We start from the raw sequence: 26871 nt of genomic DNA on the forward strand, positions 1-26871 counted from the left end.
ATCCACTTGGATCGCCTAACTCCAAGCGAAACATACAGGTCAAGATAATAATGACATATATGCCGAAAATTACATTCCTGCGTGCTTCCTGCGCGGCCCTAGCCTTCCTGGCGATTACCGACGTGTCTGCAAGCACAAATTCGGTCAACCTCTCCGCCGGCACCATCGTGCAGCACGTTGTTCCGACTGCTCAGCGAGATGAGAGTGCTTCCTACTGGACCCTCGGACGGATGCAAGCTGCTGTTTCCGCATCATTCGTGGATGCCAACCCGGTCGACGGCGACCCGCCAGAGTTGCAGAATTCGGCATTCGCCCGTGGGGAAAACCGTAGCGAAAAGTTGAAGTTGGTGACAAGATCGGTGCCAACGCCGAAGACGGATCCATCCGTGCCGGTTCCAGGATTCTCCCCCGCAGCCCACCTCGGCGTGGTCTTCTTTCGGGCGAACGGCATAAACCAGCGCTGCACTGGCAACGCGGTCGTCTCCGATTCCGGGAACGTCGTAGCCACCTCGGGGCGATGCGTCTCTGCCCTAGCAGGCAAGTTCGTGTCGGACTTGGTGTTCGTGCCAGCCTACAACGGTACCGCCCCCCATGGTGTTTGGCCTGCGACGACCATCACGGCCGATAACCGCTGGGTCTCAGAGCGAGCCGTGAACTACGATACAGCCTTCTTCCAGGTGCAAGCTCCCATGACAATGAAGCTCTCTGGCGCCACTTTGTCGAATACTGTAGGAGCGTCTGGCGTTCGCTTTGACGGTCAGGAGGACGACAACGAATATCGGGTAACTGGCTACAACACCGACCCTGGCGCCAATGGGAACACGCCTGTCAGCGTGACCAGCACAGCAGAGCCGAACCCATGGATGAACAAGGACTATGCCATTGAAGGCCTGGAGTGGGACGCACGCTCCGGTGTCAGCGGCTCACCGTGGGTTTCGACCGACGAGGATCCCGTGCAGGACGTCGAAGTCGGCATGACCTCATTTGCCTATAAGCAGTTCACCCATGCTTCGTTCGGTCCTCAGTGGACGTCAGCAATCCGTAACCTGTATCAGACCGCGGCAGCCTCCAACTAATTCAGATCGCTGCGATATATAATTTCTTACCTGATAGATAACCGTTTGCTATTCACTGACACACACAGCACGCTGCTCGAGTTAATCGAACAGCGTGTTGCCTCTAGCCAAACTTATCTAGAGATTCTACATAAATTTTTCTCTTTGCAATAAAGGTCCGCATTTGCATTTACATTTACCTGCTATCTCGCTGTTTTTTGCTATTTTTATCACACAGGCTAGTATCGCCAAGGCTGATACCGGGGGCTTTTCCTCTGCATCTGTATCTGGCGAACTGCCATTACAGTGACAACACTTGCAGAGCTGCAAGCGGCACTCAACGTCAAAAATCACCATATCATCATCCGTGGAAAGATCTATGGCGGACCAAAATTAACTACCCTGAATTTCTCCAGCACTATTTGGAACAACATAACAATCGAGGGTGCTGCAGGCGGTGGAGCAGCCTTGCAGAATATCCAATTGAAATTTAGCGGTGAGAACCTGCCCGCCGGGATAAACATTCAGAATGTGGTTATCAGAAACATCTCATTCGCTGGCAATATCGGCGACTTGCAAGCCCTGCCCAACCAAGTCAAAGGAACTTCTAACAACACTGGTATCAACTACGTAGGCGTATCATTGCGGCGTATATCCAATGCTTGGATCGACCACTGCGATTTCTACGACATGAGCGATGACCTTTTATCAGTCGGCATGTCATCTGATTACGTCACACTGTCGTACAATCACTTTTACTTCAGCAACAGCTGGGTCAACATGAATCCGGATCCGGTATGGAACTGGGTCGACAAAAATTACCATGACCTCGCAAATGAGCGCTTAGCAATCCTTGTTGGTCACAACAAGAACGATTCATATGTATATGGCGGCAATAAGCTGCACGTAACGCTGCACCACAACTGGTTTGGCCCCAATCTTGCCGGGCGCCCCTTGCTACGCGGCTGGGTTCATGCCTATAATAATTACTGTGACAATAGCACATCGCCCAATGGTGAGCGCACCGCTGCCGATGGTCGCCGCTATGAAAAGCAGCAGTACAACGCGTTGCAGGTAGGTAGCGGCAGTATTGTTTTTTCCGAATCAAACTACTTCTACAAAACCAACAATAGCAACCAGATTCGACTGGAATCAGACGGTGACATGTACAATTTTTACGAAAAAGAAAATTTCTATGACGCAGTAACGGGCAATTCGGCGAGCGGCTTAACCTTCAATAATGCACAAGTTAAATACAGCTACGTGCCTGATGATGCGGCAAGAGTCCCCGGCATCGTTCGGTCCACTGCGGGGCCGCACTAAACACGATTTCTCCAGCATCCACCGCGCACCAGAAAGAGGCGCCTAAAGAATGTTTGAGAAACCCCATATTCAAGGCCAGGGTAGTCTTAACAACTCACCGCCCCCTCAATCTTGCTTCTTGTATGTCAGTGACTGGCAAAAATCTGACCAGGGTGCGATTTCTGCAACGTTCTGGCTGTTTTGGCTGCGGCCAGGCAGCATTGCCACCGGGCCGGCAGCAATTGCCGGCGCACCATCCACAGGTTCGCTAGCTGTGATCCGGCGTGACCGAAAAACATGTAGGTCGGCCTACATCACGAATATTTCAACAACAGCTCGTCCAGCTCTCTTTGTCTATGCACGCGATCGATCGACTGCACAGTTCGCCGCGGCGTGCATCTGCAGCACGCGGGAGCCCTGCAAAACACGTGTAATACGTTCGGCGCTGCGGTGCTGAATTCGTGCTGGCGCCATCGAACTTCGGCAGGGCTCGCCAAGCTTGCATCTCGTTATCGCTGGTCGAAACAGCAACGCAGAGACCACGCATGTGCAGGGCACCGATGTTCGCAGCGCCGCATACAGGTGCATCTCGCTGCGCTCGTTGATCTGGCGCGCCTGCCGCATTAACCGGAGAAAGCACTATGCCGTACCATCGCCTTGTTCCCACCGTCGCGCCACTGACCCTTGCCCTGCTCGGCTTGGCCACGTTTCACGCCAGCGCGGCGCGACCGCACGGGCAGAATGCACCCGATACCGCACACAGCATTTCCACCAGCTGGGGGGTGGTCCAGCAGCCCACATTACCGACCCAGGTATGCGCCACGCTCAAGGCCGCGCTGATTCCGGTGGGCGGCTCGCTCGATACGCTTGACCAGAATCCGGCACAGTCCAAACGCGACACCGCGCGCTTGCAGGCGGCCATTGACGATTGCCCTGCCGGCAGCGCAGTGCACCTTGTCCCCGGCGATGCCGGCGAATCCGGGTTGCTGACCGGGCCGCTGACTATTAAAAGCGGTGTCACGCTATGGATCGACCGCGGCGTCACCTTGTTCGGCTCGCGCAATCCGCTGGATTACGACAACGGCCTGGGCACCTGCGGCACTGCGACCAGCGACAAGACGAAGTCATGCAAGCCGCTCATCCACGTCGCCGATACCGCAAAAAGCGCGATCGTTGGTGCGGGCAAGATCGATGGACGCGGCGGCAGCACGCTGACTGCCGGGCCAAACGCCGGCACCGCCAGTTGGTGGGATCTGGCCTATCTCAACGTCACTAAAGGCCTGAGCCAACACGTCCCGCGGCTGCTGCAGATCGACGACAGCACTGACTTCACGTTGTACGACATCACTCTGGAAAACTCGGCGAATTTCCATGTGACCAGCGATAACGTGGTTGGCCTGACGGCGTGGGGCATCAAAATTCTTGCGCCCAGCCTGGTCTACTCGCGGCCCGGCTACCACTGCCCGGCCGGCAGCACGCCTGATGTTAATCCGCACGCCACCTGCTTCACCCCGCAAACCGCCAAGAATACCGATGGTTTTGATCCGGGCCAGTCGAAGAATGTACTGCTGACGTATTCGTACATCGCTACCGGCGATGACGGTGTTGCGATCAAGGCACATGCCAGTAGCAAGCGCAGCATCGCATCGGAAAACATGCTGTTCGCCTACAACCAGTTCTATTACACACATGGTTTTTCATTGGGCAGCGAAACCGACTCGGGCATGCGCCATATCGCCGTGCGCGGGCTGAGCATCGATGGCTTCAATAGCAACGATGTACACACCGACCCGTATTCTTCCAACGGGCTGCGGATCAAATCCGATGGCACGCGCGGCGGCCAGGTCTACGACATCAGTTTTGAAAACATCTGCATGCGTGGTGTGGCAAGGCCGCTGGTGTTCGATGCGAACTACGCCAGTGCAGAAGTGCGCAGCAAACTGCCGAGTTTCAGCGGCATCACGCTGACCAATGTGCACTCGCTGGGTTCCAAGGCATTCGGCGGCGGCGAGCTGAGCTTCTACGGCTACCGCGATGCGAAGACCACCTTGCCGATCAGCATTTCGCTGGACAATGTGGTGCTGGAAGGTGGAAAGGTCTCGTTCGCAAAGCCGCATTTCGGCGGGCCTGCCAGCAACCCGGGCGCGATGCATTTCACGTTTAAAGGCGGTCCAGTGAGCTTTTTCGATCAGCTGACCGAATCAGCGTCCAACGATGTGCAGCTGCAAGGGAAGCCTGGCCCTGGCGTGCCGTTGCAATGCAACGACGCCTTCATCGCCTACCACTCGGTGCTGCCGGATTCGCCGATCTGAGCACAGCTGATTGGGACACCGCGCTTGCCACACGGCAAGCGCGGATGCCGAGCGCGGTCAGCGTACGTGCTGCGCCTAAGGCGCCTAAAAACACCACTGCGCAGCCGCCAGGCGGGCGCGATCGGCGCTCGGAATCGGCATACGCCATTCGTACACTGCGGTTCCGACCGCGCAGTCCAAACCCGCCTGACGACCAACATGTTTCGTTAGCCGCGGTTAGTCCGTACCGCTGGCCGCTCGCCAGCTATGCCACAACTGCTGCACCGGCGGCGGATAGGCTGTTCTGCCGCTCAGCGCGCGCTGCAGACGCAGCCGCGCCAGACGCGACCACACCCGGTGCGGCCGCGCCAACGCGACCTTGCGCGGCCAGGCCTGCAACAGCTGCGTGCGCCAGGCGGACGTGGCAACGCCACCGGGCGCTGCGCCGTCGCCGGCCACGCGTTGGCGTGCATCCAGCCATTGCACCGCCACCGCAGTGGCATCGCCAGGCCGTGCCCGTGCGAACAGCACCGCTTCCACCGCAATCACCGCCTCGGCGAACGTGCGCAGTGCCCCTAGCGCGTGCTGCAGCGATTGTGGCTGGACGCGCGCGGCCTGCATGGCCGGCAAGGTGTCGGCCAGCTGTGACCACGGCGCACGCACCGGTTCAAGCACGCGCCCCAGCGGATGCCGCGAACGCTGGCTGGACCAGTCACGCAGCTCCTGCTGCCACCACGCCAGCTTGGCATCGGCCGGCAACGGGTCGCCGGCGATATTCATGATGTCTTCCCATTCCTGCAGCAACGCGAACCAGGCAACTGCCAGACGGCGTTGCGGCTCGGGCACGAACGGTTCGGCAACCGACCATTCCGGCCAGCGGGTTGCCCACTTGTCGAGAAAACTGTCGAGCGCGCTGGATTGGCTCATGGCGGTTCCGGAAAAATACGAAGAAAGATCAGATCTGCGGCCACGTTGCCGCATTCCAAAGTGCCTGCGGCTGCTCGACCAGCACATCGGCCTGCCAGTGCGTCGGGTCGTCGTCGTCCAGACGATAGCCCCACAACGCCGCGACCGACGCCATCGCCGCCGCGCGCGCAGCCACGATGTCGCGCTCATCGTCGCCCACATACACGCATTGCGCAGGTGCAACGCCGATGCGTTCTGCGGCTATCACCAGCGGCAACGGATGCGGCTTGCGCTCGGCCAGCGTGTCGCCACCGATCAGCACCGCGCAGCGCTGCTCCCAGCCCAACTGCGGCAGGATCAGGCGTGCCAGATATTCGGGCTTGTTGGTGACGATACCCCACACGCAGCCGGCATCCTCCAGCCGCGCCAGCATCTGTTCGATGCCATCGAACAGCTGCGATTGCGTGCCGATCAGGCCTTCGTAGCGCTGCAGGAATTCCGGCACCAGCGCCGCGCACGCCGCGGCATCGAGCTCGGCAAAGGCCACGCCGAGCATCGCACGCGCACCTTTGGAAACCACCGGGCGAAGCGAAGCCAATGCAACTGGCGCACGCCCACGCGCATCCAGCATCCCGTTGACTGTCGCGAGCATGTCCGGCGCGCTGTCCAGCAAGGTGCCATCCAGATCGAACAACACCGTGCGCGGGAAACTCACCACAGCGCCACGGGCCTGCAACTGCATGCACTCCACCCGAAACGAGAAAATCTCAAACCCTCAGCCAACCGCCTTTGCGATTCCCGATTCCCGATTCCCGAATCCCCGCCCATCACGGCTTCACCGCATACGCCAGGTAATTCACCTCGGTACGCGAGGACAGGCGGGCGCGATTGCGCCACGGCTCGTACAGCATGCCGCTGACGTCTTCGAGCTGCAGCCCGGCGTTGCGCAGCCACGCCGCAAGCTCGGCCGGCTTGATGAAATCCTTGTAGTGGTGCGTGCCCTTGGGCAGCAGGCGCGCGATGTATTCGGCGCCCACCACCGCCAGCGCGAACGCGGCAGGGGTGCGATTGAGCGTGGACAGGAACAGCTTGCCGCCCGGCTTGAGCAGGCTGGCGCAGGCACGGATGATCGCGGTCGGATCCGGCACGTGTTCGAGCATTTCCATGCAGGTCACCGTATCGAAGCTGCCCGGCTGTTCGGCGGCCAGGTCTTCCACCGATTGCACGCGATAGTCGACCTGCACGCCCGATTCCAGGCTGTGCAGACGCGCCACCTTCACCAGTTCCGGCGCCAGGTCGATCGCAGTCACCTGCGCGCCCAGACGTGCCATCGATTCGCTGAGCAAACCGCCACCGCAGCCGACATCGAGCACGCGCGCACCGGCAAGTTCCAGCCGCGTGGACACATACTCCAGACGCACAGGATTGAGCGCATGCAGCGGCTTCTGCGGGCCGTCGGCATCCCACCAGCGGTTGGCCAGCGCGGCGAATTTATCCAGCTCGCTCTGATGGAAATTGCTGGATTTGGCGTGCGTATTCGAATTCATGCGGGGGCTCCGTGATGCGGTGACGCGCGCTCAGGCGCGGACGGTGCGGATGCGTTCGCGCCACTGCCGCGCATTGGCGACCAGGGCGGCGGTATCCATGTCGATGAGCTCGCGCTGCACCAGTTTGGGCTTTCCGGCGATCCACACATCGGTGACCTGATGGCGGCCAGCCGCGTAGATCAGCTGCGACAGCACATGATGCAGCGGCTGGGTTTCCAGTGCAGACAGGTCCACGCAGACCAGGTCGGCCTGCTTGCCGACCTCGATCGAGCCGATCCTGTCGCCCAAGCCCAAGGCACGCGCGCCGCCTAACGTGGCCGCACGCAAGGTGGTCGCGGCGTCCAGCGCGGTCGCATCGTTGGCCACGGCCTTGGCCAGAATGGCGGCGGTACGGTTTTCGCTGAACATGTCCAGGTCGTTGTTGCTGGCGCAGCCGTCGGTGCCGATGGCCAGATTCACGCCCGCACGCTGCAGCGCGCATGCCGGGCAAAAGCCCGAGGCGAGCTTGAGATTGGATTCGGGGCAATGCACCACGCTGACGCCGCGCTCGGCGCACAGATGGATTTCCGCATCGGTGAGCTGGGTCATGTGCACCGCGATCAGGCGGTCGTTGACCAGGCCCAGGCGATCCAGCCGCGCCAGCGGGCGCTGGCCGTACTGCTTGATCGAATCGGCCACTTCCTGCGCGGTTTCGTGCGTATGCAGGTGCACCGGGATGTCGAGCTGGTCGGCCAGCATGCGTACGCGTTCGAAGTTGGCATCGTTCACGGTATACGGCGCATGCGGCGCGAACGCGGTGCTGATCAACGGATCGTCGCGCCATTGGTCGTGCAGCTCGCCGGCACGCGCGAAGTATTCGTCGTCCGACGATGCCCATGCGGTCGGGAAATCGATGATCACCGCGCCCACCAGCGCACGGAAGCCGTGCTGCTTGTAGACGGCCGCCTGCACATCGGCGAAGAAGTAGTTTTCGTTAACGCAGGTCGTACCACCGCGCAGCATTTCGGCGATTGCCAGCGTGGTGCCATCAGCCACGAATTCCGGCCCGATCACCGCCGCTTCCACCGGCCAGATGTGCTGCTGCAACCACACCATCAGCGGCAGGTCGTCGGCGACGCCGCGCAGCAGCGTCATCGGATTATGCGTATGCGCATTGACCAGTCCCGGGATCAACGCCGCATCGGGCCGCGACACGGTCTGCTTGGGCGCAAAACGCGTGCGTGCTTCGGCAGCCGGCAGCACGGCTACGATGACGCCGTGACTGACCGCGACCGCGTGGTCTTCCAGCACCACCGCATGCGGTTCGATCGGCACGACGTAGCCGGCCTCGATCAGCAGGTCGCAGGGTTCGGGCGGAGCGTTGGTCATGAGTGGATCCATTGAAGTTAGTTGCCGAACGGCCAGGAGTCGTCGGAGCGTGACACAGGCGCATATCGCGTGCCGTCGTAGCGCAGCACCTGGCGCTGGCGGTGCGTGCGCTCGATGTCGTCTGCATCCTCGACGGTGGTGGAAGTCACCAGGTTGGCAGTGACTGCGATGTCGGCATAGCCCGCGTGGACTGGCGCGTCCATCGACAGGGTGAGCGTGCCGCGTTCGGTCACCACACCCGTCGCGCCCCAGTTGCACGGTTCGCCTTTTACCCGCCGCCAGACAGTGAGATCCCGCTGCAGCACCGGGCGCAACCGGCGCTGTTCGCGCACCAGCAAGGTCAATGCATCGTTGCTGTCGAAATCCGGACAACTGGGCCCGCGCGCAACGCTGTGCACCACCACGCCAACCGCACGCACGCCCTGCGCCAGGTCATAGCGTGCGGTATCCAGGCGCAGACTGTCGGCAGCAAGTTCGAAGCCGGCATCTTCGCCCATGTCCTGCATGTACAAGGCGACGACCTGGGCAGTGCGGGCATCGAGCATGGCAACGCGCAACTCAAGGTTGCGTTCGCCTGCCTCGGTGGTGGCATCGCTGGCGAACGCAATGGCCGCCAGTCGTATCGATGGGTCGTACGGCCACGGCTTGCAGGTCTGTGCCACGGCATGGTCGACCGGCACCGCCCCTGCGGCGCCGGACACCGCACCAGCTGCCACCGCCGCCACGCTTTGCGCGTCGCAGGCAGTGGCGGCGGCGGTTTGCGCAAGCACCGGACACGCCGCCAGCAGGCCGCTCAGCCCGGCCAGCAACGCGACGCACGCGGCCGTCAGGTGCGAGCCAATGGTGCACGGGACCGGCAGTGCACGCGTGGCCCATGCAGATTCCAGACACCGGCCGCCCAAGCCTGGCAACGGCGCAGTCGTTTCTTCGGCTGCTCCTGGCGTCGTCAGGACACTGGCGCTGCGTACTGCTCGACCGGACCGGCGTCCCAGGCGCATCTGGATTACTTGACGCGCGCCGAGTATTCGCCCGAACGGGTATCGACCTTGATGATCTCGTCCTGGTTGACGAACAGCGGCACGCGCACCACCGCGCCGGTTTCCAGCGTGGCCGGCTTGCCGCCGCCGCCGGAGGTGTCGCCGCGCACGCCCGGATCGGTCTCGGTGATCTTCAGCTCGACGAAGTTCGGCGGCTGCACCCAGATCGGGGTGCCGTTCCACAAGGTCACGATGCAGTCTTCCTCGCCCTTGAGCCACTTGTCGGCGCCGCCCATGCCGGCCTTGTCGGTCTGCACCTGCTCGAAGGTTTCCGGGTCCATGAAGTGCCAGTACTCGCCATCGCTGTAGAGGTAGCGCATGTCGGTATCGACCACGTCGGCCACTTCCACATCGTCGGTCGCCTTCATGGTCATTTCGACCACGCGACCGGACTTGATGAAGCGGTACTTCATGCGGGTGAAGGCCTGGCCCTTGCCCGGCTTGACGTATTCGGTCTCGGTGATGACCGCCGGCTCGTTGTTGACCAGGATCTTCATGCCGTTCTTGACGTCGTTCATGCCAACAGTGGCCATGGTGCAGCTCCTCGATAAGACCACGACCCGCCACGCGGTAGCAGGTCGGATTAGAATGGGGCGCCCGCCGCAACCGGCGGGCATTTGGTTTTGTGACCGCACATGATAACCGCAGCCCCCCTCGCCTTACAGCCATCCCCGCCCCCCGCCCTGCAGCCAGCGCGCTGGCAACAGCAGTGGCGCGACGCCGTGCGCGACCCGCGCGTGCTGCTGCAGCTGCTGGGCCTGGATGCGCAAGCGGCGGCAATCAGCGCTGCCGCCGCCGCCCAGTTTCCACTGCGGGTGCCGCGCGCCTTCGTGGCGCGCATGCGCCATGGCGACCTGCACGACCCGCTGCTGCGCCAGGTGCTGCCGCTGGATGCGGAAATGCAGCCGGTGCCGGGCTTCGGCCTGGATGCGGTGGGCGATGCCGCCGCCCGGACCGCTGCCGGGGTGATCCAGAAATACCGCGGCCGCGCCCTGCTGATCGCCACCGGCAGCTGCGCGGTGCACTGCCGCTACTGCTTCCGCCGCCACTTTCCGTATGCCGAAGAGACCGCTGCGCGCGATGGCTGGCGTGAGGCGGTGACCGCGATCGCCGCCGACCCCGGCATCGAGGAAGTGCTGCTTTCCGGCGGCGACCCGCTCTCGTTGGCCACACCCAAGCTGGTCGAACTCACCGACGCCCTGGCGGCCATCCCGCATCTCAAGCGCCTGCGCATCCACAGCCGCCTGCCGATCGTGCTGCCGGAGCGCGTGGATGCGCCACTGCAGGCCTGGCTGCGCAGCCTGCCGTGGCCGGTGGCGTTCGTACTGCATGCCAACCATGCCAACGAATTCGACCCCGCGGTAGACGCCGCCGTGCAGGGGCTGCGCGACACCGGCGCACACTTGCTCAACCAGGCCGTGCTGTTGCGTGGCGTCAACGACAGCGTGGATGCGCTGGCGGCGCTGAGCGAGCGCAGCTTTGCCGCCGGCGTGCTGCCCTACTACCTGCATCAGCTCGATCGGGTCGCCGGGGTGGCGCATTTCGAAGTGGACGATGCGCGCGCGCGCGCGCTGCATGCCGAGCTGGCTGCCCGCCTGTCCGGCTACCTGGTCCCGCGGCTGGTGCGTGAAATCCCCGGCGATACAGGCAAGCGGCCGCTATAACCGCCCTGACCTCAGCGCAACCGGTCGTAGGAGCGCACCCGGGCGCGATGGCGCTTTACCGGTAACGCCCGGTCGCGCTCAGGCGCGCTCCGAGGGCACTCACCCCGCCGCGATCAGCTTGACCATATCGGCCGGGCTCAACGGCCTGCTGAACCAATAGCCCTGCCCCAGGTCGCAACCGCGCTCGCGCAACAGATTGAATTGCGCTTCCTGCTCGATGCCTTCGGCAACCACGGTGATTCCCAGCGAGTGCGCCATGTTGATGATCGCGGTGGTCAGCGCCAGATCGTCCGGGTCGCGCTGCAGGTCGGCAACGAAACTCTTGTCGATCTTGACCCCGTCCACCGGCACCTGACGCAGATGGCTCAAGCCGGAGAAGCCGGTGCCGAAATCGTCCAGCCATACCTTCACGCCGGTGCGGTGCAGTTGGTCGAGCAGGCTGGCCGCCATCATCTCGTCGCCAATCACCGCGGTCTCGGTCAGCTCCAGATGCAGGCGCGCGGCCGGCAGCCCCGACTCGGCCAGGCACCCGGCCACGGTTTCGATCAGCGCACCGCTGCGCAGTTGCCGCGGCGAAACATTGACCGACACGAACAAACCCTCGCCCACCACTGGCCACTGCGCCGCCTCCAGGCAGGCCGCGCGCAGCACCTTGGGGCCGATCACTTCGATCAGGCCGCTCTGCTCGGCAATATCGATAAAGGTGGACGGCGCGATCGTTCCCAGCGCCGGATGCTGCCAGCGCAGCAGCACCTCCACGCCCACCAGCACACGGTCGCTGGTGCGGTAGATCGGCTGGTAGACCAGGCGCAGCTCGTCGCGTTCCCAGGCCCCGCGCAACTCGTGCTCCATGTGCACGCGGCGCTCCACCGCGTGATCGGCGGCGCGGCTGTAGAAGCGATGGCAGTTCTTGCCGGCGACCTTGGCCTGGTACATGGCGATGTCGCCGTTCTTCAGCAGCGCGGTGGCATCGCGCGCATCATCGGGGAACAGCGTGATGCCGATCGAGGTCCCCAGGAACACCTCGCGGCCCTGCACGTTCAACGGCCGGCTCAGTTCGTGCACCAGCCGGTCGGCCAGTTGCGCCGCCAGCAGGCTCACATCGCCGCTCTGCAGCAGGATCACGAACTCATCGCCGCCAAAGCGCGCCAGAATTGCATCGTCGCCGCCCAGCGCGGCAACTGCGCGGCTGATGCGGCTGGCGAACTGCAGCAAGGCCTCGTCGCCGGCCTCATGGCCAAGCGTGTCGTTGACGCGTTTGAAGTCGTCGATATCGGCAAACAGCAAGGCCAGCTTGCTGTCGGTGCTGCGCGCGGTGTGGAGCAGATGATCCAGACCCTCGCGAAAGCCCAGCCGGTTGGTCAGCCCGGTCAACGCGTCGGTGTAGGCCATGTGCCGCACTTCGCGGTCGTGCCGGGCGATGCTTTCGCTCATGCGCCCGAACGCCGAAATCAACTCGCCGATCTCGTCGTTGCGGGGGTGCGGCGGCAGCTGCACCGCGTAGTCGCCCCGTTCGATCTGCCTTGCCGCTGCCGCCAGCAACCGAATCGGCGCCACCAGCGTGCGCTGCACGTAGATGGCCAGCAACACGCCCAGCCCGACCAGCGCAGCCAGCAGGACCAGCAACCACCCCAGATCACGCTTGCCGATGGCGTTGAGGTTCTGCACCAGGGTGAGATTGGCGCCGGATTCGATCTTGCGCACCCGCTCGCGCGACATGCCCACGCGCACGCCACCGATGCGCTGGTCGCCGATCTTGATCGGCACCGTCACATCCAGCACCTCCGGCGAGGACTGCAACACCATCGCCTGCGCCGCCAGCGCCTTGGCGGCGAGCGGATCGGTCATGGCCTGCCCGTAACGCTGCAAGGTCGGCGTGCCGTCATGCACCAGCCGGCCATGGCGGTCGAACACCAGCACATAGCTCACCACCTGCTGGCGCGAGGCATTGCGCACCAGCGCCCCCACCGCGCCCAGGTCCGAGTAATACAAGGGGTTGGCCAAGCCGGAAGCCAGCTCGGTCGCCAGCGTTTCGCCGCGCGTGCGCAGGCTGCGATCGAACAGCTCGTGCAGGATCTGCGCACTCAAACCGCGCACCTCGCGTTGCATCGCGCTTTGTCGCTGCAGCAGCGAAGCCAGGATCGCACCGACCAGCAGCAGCGTCAGCGCCATCACCAGGAGAAAGCGTGCCTGCAAGCCGAAGCGCACCTGAGTCATTCCACGTGATCCATGACGCGTTGCACGCCCGCGCTCAACTCTTGCAGACGTCGGCGGCTAGCGGGATCCAGCGGATGGAACCCGGTAGTGTCGAAAAAGCGCTTCAGCGCCGGGCCCGCCTTGGGGTCGGAGGCGGCCTGCAGCAACACCACCCGCAGACGCTGCTCCACGGCCGGGTCCATTCCTGCGCGCACCATTTCCACCGCGCGCGGCACCGGCGCAGTGCGGTGCACGATGCGGAAGTCGCGCTTGAACACCGGTGGCATGTGGCGTTCGTCGTCCCAATCGACGTTGCTGAGCGCGCCCACGTCGATCAGATGTTTGTGCACGAACGCGGCAACGTTCAATTTCGACCCCACCATCAGATAGCCGGCCGATCCGCGTGCCGGGGTGTCGTCGGCCGACAGCAGCACATCGCATGCGATGCCGTTGCGCAGCAGTTCGAGCACCGGTAGCAGGTAGCCGCTGGTGGACGAGGCGTTCTGCAATGCCAGGGTATGGCCGCGCAACTGCGACAGCGACTGGATCGGGCTGTCGCGGCGCACGAAGAACACCGTGTGGAAGTCGCGCAGTCCGCCACGCTCGGTCATGAGCAAGGGATGCGCGCTGCCGCGCTGTTCCAGCAGCATCGCCGCACCGGTCGTTTCGCTGACCCAATCGACCCGGCCGCGCCGCAGATAGCTGGACATCTGGCGCGCATCGGGCGCCATCAGGATTTCGCCGCGGCGGATCCCGACCTCGCGCATGCGCGGCACCACGTAATCCAGCAAGGGCTTGAGCTGCTCGTAATGGCTGGCGGGATCATCGCTGATCCGTCCAAGCACCAGGACCGAGGAAGGCGCTGCCGCAGCCGTCACGGCCAAGCCTGCCCCGGCAATCAGCCAGCAGGCAATCAGACACCATCGTAGACCGCGCAAAACGGACACTCCCCTAGAGCCGCGGACAGCCTAGCCGAATCTTTGAAGATGTGACAGACGTCAGTTTCCGGCCTGCTTGGCAAGCATGGCCATGCGCTGCGCATCGGACAGGATGCCGCGAATCAGCCGCACCTCCTGCTCGGTCATCTCTGCGCGCAGCAACAACCGGCGCAACTTGCGCATCGCCGACTCCGGCGCACGGCCCTTGTGGAAGTCGATCTCGTCCAGCGTGTCGCCCAGCTGGCCGAACATCCCTTCCAGCTGTGCGTGGCTGGCCGGCCCGTCACGCAAGCCCGGAGCCGCTGCCGGCGCGCGTTCGGCCTGGCCTGCCGCCAGCTGCGCCAGTCGCACTTCGTACGCCAGCACCTGCACGGCCGCGGCCAGATTGAGCGAACTGAACTGCGGATCGGAGGGAATGTGGACCGCGGCGTGGCACAGCTGCAGCTCGTCGTTGGTCAGACCGGTACGCTCGCGGCCGAATACGAAGGCCACCTCGGCCGGCTCGCCCGCCTTGGCCAGGGCACGCTGCGCGCCCTCGTCCGGCAGCAGTTCTTCCAGCGCCACCCGGCGCGCGCGCGCAGTGCAGCCAATCACCAGCGTGCAGTCGGCCACCGCCTCGCCCAGTGTCGCGAAGATCGGCGCCTGGCTCAGCACGTCTTCTGCGCCGGCCGAGCGCCGATAGGCGTCTTCGTCGAGTGCGCGCTCCGGCGCCACCAGCACCAGGCGCGAAACCCCCATGGTCTTCATCGCACGCGCTGCAGCGCCGATGTTGCCTGGATGCTGGGTACCCACAAGAACAAATCGGATGCGCTGGCTGACGGACATGAACGGAGATCGGGAAGCTGTTCGGCCGTAGATGGTAAACTGCGCGGCCGGCTTTCGCGCCGGACCGCTCTTTTACCTTCGCCATTGTCCGATTCTGCCTTCACGGGAGCTTTCACCATGCAGAAACCCGCCGTCACCGTCATGGTCAAAGCCGCCCGCCTCGCCGGCAATGTGCTGTTGCGCGGCATCAACAAGCTCGATGCGCTCAATGTGGTGCAGAAAGGCCGCATGGACTACGCCAGCGAAGTCGATGCCGATGCCGAGAAGGTCATCATCAAGGAACTCAAGCGCGGCTACCCCGAGTACGCCGTGTTCGGCGAAGAAGGCGGCGTGCAGGGCGGCAAGAGTGGCCGCTACACCTGGGTCATCGATCCACTGGACGGCACCAGCAATTATCTGCGCGGCTTCCCGCACTACTGCGTGTCCATCGCGCTGGTGGAAAATGGCGAACCGACCGATGCGGTGATCTTCGACCCGTTGCGCAATGAGCTGTTCACCGCCAGCCGCGGCGCAGGCGCGGTGCTCAATGACCGCCGCATCCGTATCGCAGAGCGCAAGGATTTGGAAGGAGCCATGGTCCACACCGGCTTTCCGCCGCGCGAACGCGCGCGCGCCAGTGCACAGCTCAAGTGCGTGGATGCGCTGCTGGTACAGGCCGAAGACGTGCGCCGTACCGGCTCGGCGGCGCTGGATCTGGCCTATGTGGCCTGCGGCCGCGCCGACGCCTATTTCGAAGCGGGCGTCAAAGCCTGGGACATCGCCGCTGGTGTGCTGCTGGTACGCGAGGCCGGTGGCCGCGTTTGCGACTACAAGGGTGCCACCCCGCCGCGCATGGACAACATGGGCCCTGAGACGCAGCAGATCGTGGCCGGCAACATCAAGATCAGCGACGCGTTGCAGAAGGTCATCGTCAACACCGGCTACGCCCGCGAGTTCGACGCCAAGTTCTGATCGACCCGTTCGCACTACCGCTGCCCGGCAGACATCGGAACACGCCCGAGCACGGAGGCTTCCCTGCAAGGCCTCTCGCGACCGGGGTCGCTCCTACCCACAGCGCACCTATCCAAAGCGCAGTAAACAAGGCCGGGATCGCTCCCGGCCTTGTGCGTTTCGGTTCGGTACCAAGCCAATCCGCGCCGCAACTGTAGGCGCGCGCCTGAGCGCGAGGAGCGTTCCCTGCAAAGTCTCTCGCGACCGGGGTCGCTCCTACCCACAGCGCAGTAAACGTACAAGGCCGGGATCGCTCCCGGCCTTGTACGTTGGGTGCCGCTGTCACAGCGCTAGGCAGTGCCTGGCGCCGGTGCAGGACCTCAGGCGATCGCGGCGTGGTAGCGGCGCTCGACTTCTTCCCAATTGACGGCGTTGTAGAACGCGCCGATGTATTCCGGGCGACGGTTCTGGTACTTCAGGTAGTACGCGTGTTCCCACACGTCCAGACCCAGGATCGGGGTGTTGCCCTCGAACAGCGGGCTGTCCTGGTTGGCGGTGCTTTCCACCACCAGCTTTTTGTCGGGGGTCACGCTCAACCACGCCCAACCCGAGCCAAAGCGGCTAACGGCGGCCTTGGTGAAGGCTTCCTTGAATTTCTCGAAACCACCAACATCCTTGTCGATCGCCTTGGCGACCTCGCCCTTGGGCTCTCCGCCACCGTTGGGCGACAGCACGGTCCAGAACAGGGAATGGTTGGCGTGGCCGCCGCCATTGTTGCGCACCGGGCCCTGCAGGTTTTCCGGCAGGCTCTTCAGCTTGGAGACCAGTTCTTCGATCGGCAGATCGGCGTACTCGGTCCCTTCCAGCGCCGCGTTGACGTTGTTGATGTAGGTCTGGTGATGCTTGGTGTGATGGATTTCCATCGTTTGCGCATCGATGTTCGGTTCCAGCGCGTCGTAGGCGTAGGGCAACTGCGGAAGGGTGTAAGCCATGCGTATCTCCTGGACTTGCCGCCCGGCGAAGACCGGGCGTTGCGGGGTGAATGGTAAGGACGGCGGCAGCGCTTACCAAGGGTGCTGGCAGGGAAACTTCATCCCATCGCATGCCGCACGATGTTCGCCGCACACCTTGCACCAGGTCCCGGTTACTTGGGCGTGAACCGTCCCGGCGCCGGCCACGTTCAAAGTCGACACAGTCGCGCATCGGCATACTTGCTCTGCCGTACCCATTTCGGACCGTCTTCATGCGCAAGCCCGCTTTGCTCGTTGTCGCCATCGCGCTGCTCGTCGCCGGCCTGTGGGGCATGCGTGCGATGCAGACGCCCAAGCCGCAGTTCGCGCCGCAACTCAACGCCCCGATCGCCGCGGACACGCCGACGCGCGAGGTGCCGCGTCTGCCCGCCTTTCTGCCGACCGAGGCGATGGCCACCATCGTGCTGATCCAGCGCGGCGGCCCGTTTCCGCATCCGCAGGATGGCGGCGTGTTCGGCAACCGCGAGCATCGCCTGCCCGAACGCCCGCGTGGCTATTACCGCGAATACACTGTCGATACCCCTGGCAGCCCGGATCGCGGCGCGCGCCGCATCGTTACCGGCGGCACCCCGCCCGAGGCGTGGTACTACAGCGACGATCATTACCAGAGCTTCAAGGCCTTCGATGGCCCGACCCCGGACCAGGCACCATGAACGCTGGCGACTTCGCGCTGGATTTGTCCGATCCGCAGCAGTCGGGGGTGTATCAGGCCGAGACCGACGATCTGGACACCATGGCGGCGCTTGCGCGCGATGCCGGCCTACGCATCGTGCGCGTGGATCTGGCCGCCTGCAGCGACAAGCGCATGCTGCTGATGCGCCTGGCCACGCAACTGGATTTCCCGGCCAGCTTCGGCCGCAATTGGGACGCGCTCAGCGATGCCCTGCGCGACCTGGCGTGGCTGCCTTCGCCACATGGCTATGCGCTGCTCATCGACGGCGCCCAGGCGCTGGCCAGCACGGCACCCAACGACCGCGACACCTTGCTGGACATCCTCGATGAAGTCGCCAACGCCTGGGCAGCACGCGGGCTGACCTTCGCGGCGTTCGTTGCGCCCGCAAGCGCCTGCGACTGAGAGCAGCCAACAGCACGCCTGCGCAGCCGGCCGAGCGGACACGCCTGGCGCCGGCACCACATGCCCCGTGCAGAAGCGATGGCTGCCTGCATGCCGCCCGCACCGACCTGATGAGCGCTCGCGATGTTTCCCAGGCACCGCGCGGCGCGGTCGATCAGCGCTGGTATTTCCGGCGAACACGGATCGCTACGCACCCGCATCGGCCCGCACCCAGGCGCGATGGCAAACCACCATCGCCCTTCGTCGCGCCAAACGCGCGAACGGCACGCATTGCGCGTGCCGACCGACGATCAACTATCCAGCTCGCTCCAGCGCGCGTACGCCGCATCCAGGTGCTTTTGCGCATCGGCCAATGCTGCGGTGTGGGCCGCCATCGCCGCACTGTCGCGCTGATAGAAGGCCGGCTCGTTCATCGCCTCGGTGAGCGTGGCCACTTGCTGCTCCAGCGTCTCGATCAGGGCCGGCAGTTGCTCCAGCTCGCGTGCATCCTTGTAGCTGAGCTTGCGCTTGGGGGCGGTGTCCGCCGGCACTGCAGCCACGGGCGCGGTCGCCACCGCAGTGGCCGATGCCTTGGCCACCGCCATCGCATTGCCGACCGGCGTACGGCGCTGGCGCAGCGAATCGCTGTAGCCGCCGACGTAATCGCCGATCAGGCCATCGCCCTCCATCACCAGCGTGGAGGTCACCACGTTGTCGAGGAAGTCGCGGTCATGGCTGACCAGCAGCAAGGTTCCGGTGTATTCGCCCAGCAACTCCTCCAGAAGCTCCAGCGTTTCCACGTCCAGGTCGTTGGTCGGTTCGTCCATCACCAGCAGGTTGGACGGCTGCGCGAACAGACGTGCCAGCAATAGGCGATTGCGCTCGCCACCGGACAGGCGCGTGATCGGCGCGCGCGCGCGCTCGGGCGTGAACAGGAAATCCTGCAGATAGGCATGCACATGCTTGCGCTTGCCGTTGATTTCCAGGAAATCGCGGCCCTCGGCCACGTTTTCGATCGCGCTCCAGTCTTCGCGCAGGGTGGAACGGTATTGGTCGAAATACGCAATCTGCAGATTGGTACCGATGCGGATTTCGCCTTGCTGCGGCTGCAGATCGCCCAGCAACAGCTTGAGCAAGGTGGTCTTGCCGCTACCGTTGGGGCCGATCAGGCCGATGCGGTCGCCACGCTGGATGATGGTGGAAAAATCCTTGACCATCGTGCGCGCACCGAACGCGAAGCCAACCTCCTTGGCCTCGATCACCTTCTTGCCGGACGACTCGCCCTGCGAGACTTCCATGCGCACGTTGCCGGTGAGCTCGCGCCGCTGCACGCGCTCGTTGCGCATCGATTCCAGGCGCCGCACGCGGCCCTCGTCGCGGGTGCGCCGGGCCTTGATGCCCTGACGGATCCAGATCTCTTCCTGCGCCAGCAACTTGTCGAAGCGCGCATTCTCCTGCGCCTGCGCATTGAGCCGTTCCTCGCGGCGGCGCTCGTAGTTGGCCCAGTCGCCCGGCCAGCTGGTGACCTGGCCGCGATCGATCTCGACGATGCGGGTGGCCAACGCACGCAGGAAGCGCCGGTCGTGGGTGACGAACAGCACGCTGCCGCTCCAGCCCTTCAGGAAGGTTTCCAGCCAATCGATGGCTTCGATATCCAGATGGTTGGTCGGTTCGTCCAGCAGCAGCACATCCGGCGAGGACACCAGCGAACGCGCCAAAAGCACGCGTCGCTTCATACCGCCAGACAGCCGCGCGAACTCCGCATCGCCATCCAGTTCCAGCTTGGTCAGCGTCTCGGTGACGCGTTGATCCAGCGCCCACCCGTCGGCCGCATCGATCTTGGCCTGCACTTTGCCGAACGCATCGGCGTCGAACACCTCGGCATGGCTGAGTTGATGGAATTCGGCCAGCCAATGACCCAACTCGCCCAGACCATCGGCCACCACGTCGAACACGCTGCCGCCGGTCCCTTGCGGTACCTCCTGCTCCAGCCGCGCGATGCGCACACCCTGTTGCACGCGCACTTCGCCATCGTCGGGCTTGAGCTCGCCGGCGATCAGTTTCATCAAGGTCGATTTGCCGGCGCCGTTGCGGCCGATCAAGGCGATACGCTCGCCCGGCTCGATCGTGAGGTCGGTTTTTTCCAGCAACAAGGGGCCGCCGACGCTGTAGTCGACGCTTTGCAGAGTGATTAAAGGCATGGCGCAATTGTACGGGATTGGTGATTGGGGATTCGGGATTGGCAAAAGCGCACGCTGTCACGGTGACGAATCCCGAATCCCTACTCCCCAATCCCGGGCTAAAATGCGCCATGAACGAATTCTCCGCGCTGCCGCTGTCGCCGGCCCTGGCCCCCGGCATCGACGCCCTTGGCTATACCGTCCTGACTCCCATCCAGGCGCAAAGCCTGCCGCCGATCCTGCAGGGGCTCGATGTCATCGCCCAGGCGCCGACCGGCAGCGGCAAGACCGCCGCGTTCGGACTGGGCCTGCTGCAAAAGCTCGACCCTGCAGTGACCCGCGCACAGGCGCTGGTGCTCTGCCCCACCCGCGAATTGGCCGACCAGGTCGGCAAGCAGCTGCGCAAGCTCGCCACCGGCATTCCCAACATGAAGCTGGTGGTGCTCACCGGCGGCATGCCGCTGGGCCCGCAATTGGCCTCGCTGGAAGCGCACGACCCGCAAGTGGTGGTGGGCACGCCCGGTCGCATCCAGGAACTGGCCCGCAAACGCGCCCTGCATCTGGGCGGCGTGCGCACGCTGGTGCTGGACGAGGCCGACCGCATGCTCGACATGGGCTTCGAAGAACCCATCCGCGAGATTGCCAGCCGTTGCGACAAACACCGCCAAAGCCTGCTGTTTTCGGCCACGTTCCCGGACAGTATCCGCACGCTTGCACGCGAGCTGTTGAAGGAGCCGGTTGAGATCACGGTGGAAGGCGCCGATAGCGCACCGGAGATCGATCAGCAGTTCTTCGAGGTCGACCCGACCTATCGGCAAAAGGCCGTTGCCGGCCTGCTGCTGCGTTTCAATCCCGAGTCCAGCGTGGTGTTCTGCAATACCCGCAAGGAAGTGGACGAGGTGGCTGGCTCGCTGCAGGAGTTCGGCTTCTCCGCACTCGCGCTGCACGGCGACATGGAACAGCGCGACCGTGACGAAGTGCTGGTGCGCTTCGTCAACCGCAGCTGCAACGTGCTGGTGGCCAGCGACGTGGCCGCTCGCGGGCTGGACGTGGAAGACCTCTCGGCGGTGGTCAACTACGAGCTGCCCACCGATACCGAAACCTACCGCCATCGCATTGGCCGTACCGCACGTGCCGGCAAGCATGGACTGGCGCTGAGCCTGGTCGCCCCGCGCGAAACTGCCCGCGCGCAGGCACTGGAAGCCGAACAGGGCCAACCCTTGAAGTGGTCGCGTGCGCCACTGGCCACCGCGCGCCCGGCGCAACTGCCACAGGCGGCAATGACCACCTTGCGCATCGATGGCGGCAAGACCGACAAGCTGCGTGCCGGCGACATCCTGGGCGCCCTGACTGGCGAAGCCGGGCTCTCGGGCGCGGCAATCGGCAAGATCGCCATCTACCCTACCCGCTCCTACGTGGCCATTGCCCGCGCGCAGGTCGCCAAGGCGCTGGCACATCTGCACGCAGGCAAGATCAAGGGACGCCGGTTTCGGGTCAGCAAGCTCTGAACGCAGCGCGGCCGGCGTCGTGCCGGCCGCCCATGTTTCAGCAGGAGCAATCCTGGATGCGCGCACGTCCACGCATCCAGGGTCGCTTCAGCGCTTGGACTCAGTAAGAAAGTGTCGCCAACAGCGGCACATCGTTCGCCCATTTCTGGCGACCCTGCAGCACCTGCAATTCCACCAGCACGGCTGCGCCAACGACTTCCAGTTCGAGTTGGGCAGCAAGTCCCAGGGCCGCACGCAGCGTGCCGCCGGTGGCCAGCACGTCGTCGACAATCAGTACGCGCGCCCCGCGTGGCAGCGCATCCTCATGCATTTCGATGCGATCGGTGCCGTACTCCAGCGCGTATTCCTGGATCAGCGTGCGCCCCGGCAGCTTGCCCGGCTTGCGCACCGGCACGAAGCCGGTCCGCAGTTCGCGCGCCAGGGCAGCGCCCAGAATGAAACCGCGCGCCTCGATACCCAGCACCGCATCCAGCGGCGTGGTGCGCCACGGCTGCGCCATTTCGTCCAGCGCAGAGGCGAAATCCGGGCCGTCCGACAGCAACGGGGTAATGTCCTTGAAGACGATGCCCTGCTTGGGGAAATCGGCGATGTCGCGAATCCGCTCCGACCAATGGTTGGGTCCGGAAGTCGTGGTGCCGGCGCAGCGGCTGCAGTCAGTCATGAGGGCGGTGGCGTGGTGGCCGGTGGGGTTGCGCCTATTCTAGGCTGCGCACGCCATCCACGCCGGATTTACGGCATACCTGCATCTGAGCGCGTCAGGAACTGCACGACAGCATCGAACACCCGGCGCGATCGCGTGCCCAGTCCGGCCGCCGCGCCGCAAACGCGTCGCGCCCGTGCTGATCGTCGTAAGGGCGGCGCATGACCTCCAGCAACTCCTGCACCCCGGACGGGTCACCCTGCTCGGCACGGTCGATCGCCTGCTGCGCCAGATAATTGCGCAACACATAGCGCGGGTTGGCCAGGCGCATGCGCGCGCGCCGCTCTTCCGGCGACAGCGGATCCTGCTGCAGGCGCGCGGCATAGCGCTGCAGCCATTGCTGCAGCTGCGGCGCATCCACCAGGCGTTTGTCTTCGTCGTAAAAGGCGTCGCGCAGCTGCGCGGGGTCCGGATGTTCGGGCGACAGGTCGATGAGCCCACGGAAGGTCAGCGTCATGTCCATCTCGGATTCGCGCATCAGGGCGCGCAGCGCGTCGATCAGCTGCAGATCCTCGTCGCGACACTCTGCCAAGCCCAGCTTGGCGGCGGTGTCGCGCCGGTCGCACGCCAGGTAGGTATCGCGAAAACGATCCAGCCCATATTGCAGCAGGGCCTGGTCGGCAAACAGCGGCGCCAGCGCCTGGGCAAGCCGGCCCAGGTTCCAGTAGGCCACTTGCGGCTGGGTGCCGAAGCGATAGCGCCGCCCCTGCGCGTCGGTGGTGTTGGGCGTCCAGTCCGGGTCATAGTCGTCGACCCAGCCATACGGGCCGTAGTCGATGGTCAGACCGAGGATCGACATGTTGTCGGTATTCATCACCCCATGCACGAACCCGACCCGCATCCAGTGCGCCACCATCACCGCGGTACGCTCGCAGACCTGCGCAAACCAGTCGGCGTAGAGCGCCTCGCCGGCACCGGCCAACGCCGGGAAATCGCGGGCGATGGTGAAATCCACCCACTGCTTCAGCAATGCGATATCGCCGCGTGCGCTGGGCAATTCGAAGTTGCCGAAGCGGATGAACGAAGGCGCCACCCGGCACACGATCGCGCCCGGCTCGCGCTGCGGGTGGCCGTCGTAGAACATGTCGCGCACCACCGCCTCACCAGTGCCGACCAGGCTCAACGCACGCGTGGTCGGCACGCCCAGATGATGCATGGCCTCGCTGCACAGGAATTCGCGGATCGACGAGCGCAATACGGCGCGCCCATCGGCACCGCGGGAATACGGCGTCGGGCCGGCACCCTTGAGCTGCAATTCGTAGCGCCCACCGTCGGTTCCGATCGCCTCGCCCAGCGAAATCGCCCGCCCGTCGCCAAGCTGTCCGGCCCAATGCCCGAATTGATGCCCACCGTAGTTGACCGCCCAAGGCTGCATTCCCGGGTACAGCGCGTTGCCGCCGAACACCTGGGCGAACTGCGCACTGGCGATCTCGGCCGCCTCCAGGCCCAGCACCTGCGCCATCTCCGCCGAATGCGCGATCAGGTACGGAGCGGCGACCGGCGTCGGCAAGACTGACGACCAGGCCGCGCCCACCTCGCGCCGGCGCGCCCCCTCTTCCGGGTCGCCAGGCAGCTGTTGACGCAGACGATTATCGAAGTGCAAATGTGTCATGCCGGCAAGCCTAGGCCACCGGCGGTGAACCTGACATGGGCGAAGCCGCATCCGGCGCTGCGTGCGTACCGTATCTTCACTCGCTTGGCGTGTGCCGAGCGGGCTCGTCCTGCACATGCTTGCGACGTGCGATAGCGGCTAATGGCCGCCGGCTGCCGATCAGATGCGAACCAGACAGAGGCGAACGTTGCCGGGACGCCACTCTCTGGTCTGCACTTGCCCGCCTGTTGCGTTCGTGCCTGGTCCCCACCACCCTTCCTGCCCCCGTACCGATATTGCCCATGCCTTCGCGCGCTTCCCGCTGGTTCCGTCCTGCCCTCCTGTTGCTCGGTTCGTTGACCATGACGGCCTGCAGCAGCGTCTTTTTTGGTGGCATCAATGCCGCATCCAGCCGATCGGGCATCGTCGAGCATCGCGACCAGGTGTTCGATTCCGCGCACGGCCTGGCGCTGGATGTCTACCAGCCGCGCGGCGCAAGCGACGCGCCAGTGGTGGTGTTTTTCTACGGCGGCACCTGGAAGCGCGGTTCACGCGCCAACTATCGCTGGGTGGGCCGCGCACTTGCGCGCCAGGGCGTGGTGGCGATGGTGGCCGACTACCGCAAGTATCCGCAGGTCGGATTACACGGTTTCATGTCCGACGCGGCAGGCGCCACCGCATGGAGCTACCGCCACGCGCACGAGTACGGCGGCAACCCGAATCGCCTCGCGGTGATGGGTCATTCGGCAGGCGCGCATATGGCCGCGTTGCTTGGCACCGATGCCCGCTGGCTGCAGGCGCAAGGTCTCAAACCTCACCAGTTGTGCGGCGTGGTAGGCCTGGCCGGGCCGTACGACTTCATGCCGATGACCGATCCCGAATTGGTCGAAATCTTTGGCGATGCGCCGGCAGCGCAACGGCAATCGCAACCGGTGCGTTACGTCGGCGGCGACGAACCGCCCATGTTGCTGCTGCATGGCGATGCCGACCGCGTGGTCGAACTACAGAACAGCATCTCGCTGCAGCAGGCGCTCAAGCGCGAAGGCGGCAGTGCCGAACTGAAGGTCTACCCCGGCATGGGCCATCTCGGCATCCTGCTGGCGCTGCGCAAATCGCCCGAGCGCTCGCAGGTGCTGAACGATACGCTGCGGTTTGTGCGCCAGTGCCGGGTGCCTTGAAGCGCAATCCGCCCTGACGTCGCTTGGGATTGAGTGACTGCTGCGAACGGCTGATGGGCAGCGATACCGACGACGGTGTCGCTGGGTAGCCATTCGGATCCGGAATGAGCGGAATACATCGCGATGAGAGACGCCATGTCGTAGCAGCAGACAGCGGGCGAAACACAGTCCCGCCCACCTACTCGCACCCCGCTCTCCCTACTCCCCGATGCCTCAATTGGCCGGCTTGCTTCCCATCAGCTCGAACGGGCCGCCTTTCTTCAACGCAGCCTGATACGCCGGACGCGCTTGGATCCGCTGCAGAAACGCGTGCAAACGCGGGTATTTCTCCAGACCGCCGCCGCGTGCGGCCGCCGCCTGTACGGGGAAGCTCATCTGGATGTCGGCGGCGGTGAAGCGTTCGCCAGCGAACCAGTTGCCGGCCTGCAACGACTGCTCCATCCAGTCCAAATGCAAGGTGAGCTGCGGCCCGACGAAGCCCGACATCGCCTTGTCCACGATCGCACGTGCGATGGGTTTGGCGAAGAACGGCATCGGCGCGCTGCGGATGCGACCGAAGATCAGCGTCATCAGCAACGGCGGCATCGCCGAGCCTTCGGCGTAATGCATCCAATAGCGAAACTGCAGGCGCTCGGGCGAATCCAGCGGCCGCGGCGATGGCGACAGCGCGCACTCGGTGTCGTAGCGCTCGGTTAGGTACTCCAGGATCGCCCCAGATTCGGCTACGACCAGATCGCCATCGACCAGCACCGGCGATTTGCCCAGCGGATGGATCGCGCGCAGCGCCGGCGGCGCCAGCATGGTCTTGGGGTCGCGTTCATGGCGCACGATCTGGTAAGGCAGCGCCAGTTCTTCCAGCAGCCACAGCACGCGCTGGGAACGGGAATTATTGAGATGGTGGACAGTGATCATGGGATGGCTGCGCGCGGAAAGCGCACATCCTACCGATCCAGGCGTCGTCGCTGTGCGCAAGCAGCGCCTGGTGACGCGCCAACGAGGCTGGCCGCCTATCTTGCAGGCAATAAAAAACGCCAGCCGCTTGCGCGACCGGCGTTTTTGGCAACCCTAAGGTTGCAGGCGGATTAGACCGCCTGCACCTGGTCAGCCTGCATGCCCTTCTGGCCCTGCACGGCGACGAAGGTGACCTTCTGGCCTTCCTGCAGCGACTTGAAGCCGGTGCCCTGGATGGCGCGGAAGTGCACGAACAGGTCCGGGCCGCTTTCCGGGGTGATGAAGCCGAAGCCCTTGGCATCGTTGAACCACTTCACGGTACCGCTCTGACGCTCTGACATTTACTAACTCCTGAACTATTGATGGATAAATCGCAGCGTCCGAAAAGCCGGAGCTGAGACTGAGTTGCAGGCGTTGGTAAAGCGGAACGATGAAGCGAGATCTGTAACGATCCGGCTGCACCAGGCCACGATTCACGGTGACCCTTGCAAACACAGTGCGTGCACAGTACTCGTGTTTTCTGCAAAAAGCGACACCCTGCGTCAAATCTTTTGCAGTCGGGTCCAATCCGACGGCCTGTCGGGACTGTCCCCATCCCAATTGACCGGATGCCACTGCC

At 64.1% G+C, this 26871-nt stretch carries 24 protein-coding genes and 1 other RNA gene; 10 read left to right on the top strand and 15 right to left on the bottom strand.

Features of this window, described 5'->3' with window-relative positions; genetic code table 11:
• The first annotated feature begins 50 nt into the window (after positions 1-50).
• The 4 genes from LN450_RS16900 to LN450_RS16920 all read left to right on the top strand — a co-directional run bounded on the left by LN450_RS16900 (position 51) and on the right by LN450_RS16920 (position 4881).
• A complete protein-coding gene (locus LN450_RS16900) occupies positions 51-1076 on the top strand; it encodes a hypothetical protein (protein ID WP_011347720.1) in 1026 nt (341 codons plus the stop codon).
• A gap of 285 nt (positions 1077-1361) precedes the next feature.
• Positions 1362-2378, top strand: coding sequence for a pectate lyase family protein (locus LN450_RS16905; RefSeq protein ID WP_046935918.1), 1017 nt, complete (start codon positions 1362-1364; stop codon positions 2376-2378).
• Positions 2379-2998: 620 nt separating this feature from the next.
• Positions 2999-4669 (top strand): diffusible signal factor-reguated family 28 glycoside hydrolase, encoded by a 1671-nt coding sequence (locus tag LN450_RS16915; RefSeq protein ID WP_011347723.1) that lies wholly within the window; start codon positions 2999-3001, stop codon positions 4667-4669.
• Positions 4670-4808: 139 nt separating this feature from the next.
• Positions 4809-4881, top strand: a non-coding RNA gene (locus LN450_RS16920) — sX9 sRNA.
• 4 nt (positions 4882-4885) lie between these two features.
• Here LN450_RS16920 and LN450_RS16925 read toward each other — a convergent pair.
• The 6 genes from LN450_RS16925 to efp all read right to left on the bottom strand — a co-directional run bounded on the left by LN450_RS16925 (position 4886) and on the right by efp (position 10039).
• Positions 4886-5575, bottom strand: a complete 690-nt coding sequence (locus LN450_RS16925; protein ID WP_039417133.1) for an isoprenoid biosynthesis enzyme family protein — start codon at positions 5573-5575, stop codon at positions 4886-4888.
• A gap of 28 nt (positions 5576-5603) precedes the next feature.
• The gene (locus LN450_RS16930; RefSeq protein ID WP_011347725.1) at positions 5604-6296 is read right to left on the bottom strand and encodes a phosphoglycolate phosphatase; all 693 of its coding nucleotides are present in this window, start codon (positions 6294-6296) and stop codon (positions 5604-5606) included.
• A gap of 85 nt (positions 6297-6381) precedes the next feature.
• On the bottom strand, positions 6382-7101 hold the full coding sequence (gene ubiG, locus LN450_RS16935) for a bifunctional 2-polyprenyl-6-hydroxyphenol methylase/3-demethylubiquinol 3-O-methyltransferase UbiG (protein ID WP_011347726.1): 720 nt from the start codon (positions 7099-7101) through the stop codon (positions 6382-6384).
• A 30-nt stretch (positions 7102-7131) separates the two neighbouring features.
• Positions 7132-8469, bottom strand: a complete 1338-nt coding sequence (locus tag LN450_RS16940) for a TRZ/ATZ family hydrolase (RefSeq protein ID WP_039417137.1) — start codon at positions 8467-8469, stop codon at positions 7132-7134.
• 17 nt (positions 8470-8486) lie between these two features.
• Positions 8487-9467, bottom strand: a complete 981-nt coding sequence (locus LN450_RS16945; protein ID WP_011347728.1) for a PA3715 family protein — start codon at positions 9465-9467, stop codon at positions 8487-8489.
• Between the two features lie 5 nt (positions 9468-9472).
• Positions 9473-10039 carry an elongation factor P gene (efp, locus tag LN450_RS16950; protein WP_007962665.1) on the bottom strand — a complete coding sequence of 189 codons (567 nt, stop codon included), beginning with the start codon at positions 10037-10039 and terminating at the stop codon, positions 9473-9475.
• Between the two features lie 102 nt (positions 10040-10141).
• On the opposite strand from efp, the gene epmB reads away from it, so the two are divergent.
• The gene (epmB, locus tag LN450_RS16955) at positions 10142-11170 is read left to right on the top strand and encodes an EF-P beta-lysylation protein EpmB (RefSeq protein ID WP_011347729.1); all 1029 of its coding nucleotides are present in this window, start codon (positions 10142-10144) and stop codon (positions 11168-11170) included.
• A gap of 99 nt (positions 11171-11269) precedes the next feature.
• Here epmB and LN450_RS16960 read toward each other — a convergent pair whose 3' ends face one another.
• From LN450_RS16960 to LN450_RS16970, 3 genes are read right to left on the bottom strand one after another with little or no spacing between them, the layout of a single operon-like run.
• Positions 11270-13387 carry a putative bifunctional diguanylate cyclase/phosphodiesterase gene (locus LN450_RS16960; RefSeq protein ID WP_011347730.1) on the bottom strand — a complete coding sequence of 706 codons (2118 nt, stop codon included), beginning with the start codon at positions 13385-13387 and terminating at the stop codon, positions 11270-11272.
• Positions 13384-14313: a phosphate/phosphite/phosphonate ABC transporter substrate-binding protein gene (locus LN450_RS16965; protein WP_011347731.1), complete on the bottom strand. Its 930-nt coding sequence runs from the start codon at positions 14311-14313 to the stop codon at positions 13384-13386. The genes LN450_RS16960 and LN450_RS16965 overlap by 4 nt, the downstream gene beginning before the upstream one ends.
• 51 nt (positions 14314-14364) lie before the next feature.
• Entirely contained in the window at positions 14365-15129 is a 765-nt protein-coding gene (locus LN450_RS16970; protein WP_011347732.1) for an RNA methyltransferase, read from the bottom strand.
• Between the two features lie 117 nt (positions 15130-15246).
• Between LN450_RS16970 and LN450_RS16975 the strand changes: the two genes are divergently transcribed.
• Complete coding sequence (locus LN450_RS16975; protein ID WP_005913068.1) at positions 15247-16080, top strand: inositol monophosphatase family protein; 834 nt, start codon at positions 15247-15249, stop codon at positions 16078-16080.
• Between the two features lie 359 nt (positions 16081-16439).
• Here LN450_RS16975 and LN450_RS16980 read toward each other — a convergent pair whose 3' ends face one another.
• A complete protein-coding gene (locus LN450_RS16980) occupies positions 16440-17051 on the bottom strand; it encodes a superoxide dismutase (RefSeq protein ID WP_011347733.1) in 612 nt (203 codons plus the stop codon).
• Between the two features lie 251 nt (positions 17052-17302).
• Between LN450_RS16980 and LN450_RS16985 the strand changes: the two genes are divergently transcribed.
• Both LN450_RS16985 and LN450_RS16990 read left to right on the top strand, forming a co-directional pair.
• A complete protein-coding gene (locus LN450_RS16985; protein ID WP_008576167.1) occupies positions 17303-17743 on the top strand; it encodes a guanyl-specific ribonuclease in 441 nt (146 codons plus the stop codon).
• Positions 17740-18165 (top strand): barstar family protein, encoded by a 426-nt coding sequence (locus LN450_RS16990; RefSeq protein ID WP_008576164.1) that lies wholly within the window; start codon positions 17740-17742, stop codon positions 18163-18165. Before LN450_RS16985 ends, LN450_RS16990 begins: the two co-directional genes overlap by 4 nt.
• Positions 18166-18455: 290 nt before the next feature.
• Here the strand turns inward: LN450_RS16990 and LN450_RS16995 are convergent, their stop codons facing one another.
• Entirely contained in the window at positions 18456-20345 is a 1890-nt protein-coding gene (locus LN450_RS16995; RefSeq protein ID WP_011347735.1) for an ATP-binding cassette domain-containing protein, read from the bottom strand.
• Positions 20346-20455: 110 nt separating this feature from the next.
• On the opposite strand from LN450_RS16995, the gene dbpA reads away from it, so the two are divergent.
• The gene (gene dbpA, locus LN450_RS17000) at positions 20456-21832 is read left to right on the top strand and encodes an ATP-dependent RNA helicase DbpA (RefSeq protein WP_011347736.1); all 1377 of its coding nucleotides are present in this window, start codon (positions 20456-20458) and stop codon (positions 21830-21832) included.
• 100 nt (positions 21833-21932) lie between these two features.
• Here the strand turns inward: dbpA and LN450_RS17005 are convergent, their stop codons facing one another.
• On the bottom strand, positions 21933-22493 hold the full coding sequence (locus LN450_RS17005) for an adenine phosphoribosyltransferase (protein ID WP_011347737.1): 561 nt from the start codon (positions 22491-22493) through the stop codon (positions 21933-21935).
• A gap of 94 nt (positions 22494-22587) precedes the next feature.
• On the bottom strand, positions 22588-24144 hold the full coding sequence (locus LN450_RS17010) for a protein adenylyltransferase SelO (protein WP_041855063.1): 1557 nt from the start codon (positions 24142-24144) through the stop codon (positions 22588-22590).
• 281 nt (positions 24145-24425) lie between these two features.
• On the opposite strand from LN450_RS17010, the gene LN450_RS17015 reads away from it, so the two are divergent.
• Positions 24426-25301 (top strand): alpha/beta hydrolase, encoded by an 876-nt coding sequence (locus LN450_RS17015; protein WP_039418626.1) that lies wholly within the window; start codon positions 24426-24428, stop codon positions 25299-25301.
• Positions 25302-25514: 213 nt separating this feature from the next.
• On the opposite strand, the gene LN450_RS17020 is transcribed toward LN450_RS17015, so the two are convergent.
• Both LN450_RS17020 and LN450_RS17025 read right to left on the bottom strand, forming a co-directional pair.
• Positions 25515-26213 (bottom strand): glutathione S-transferase, encoded by a 699-nt coding sequence (locus LN450_RS17020; protein WP_011347740.1) that lies wholly within the window; start codon positions 26211-26213, stop codon positions 25515-25517.
• Positions 26214-26383: 170 nt separating this feature from the next.
• Positions 26384-26593, bottom strand: coding sequence for a cold-shock protein (locus LN450_RS17025; RefSeq protein WP_008576153.1), 210 nt, complete (start codon positions 26591-26593; stop codon positions 26384-26386).
• Positions 26594-26871 lie beyond the last annotated feature (278 nt).

The sequence above is a fragment of the Xanthomonas euvesicatoria pv. euvesicatoria genome (genome assembly GCF_020880415.1).
In the GTDB taxonomy this organism is placed as follows: Bacteria; Pseudomonadota; Gammaproteobacteria; order Xanthomonadales; family Xanthomonadaceae; genus Xanthomonas; species Xanthomonas euvesicatoria.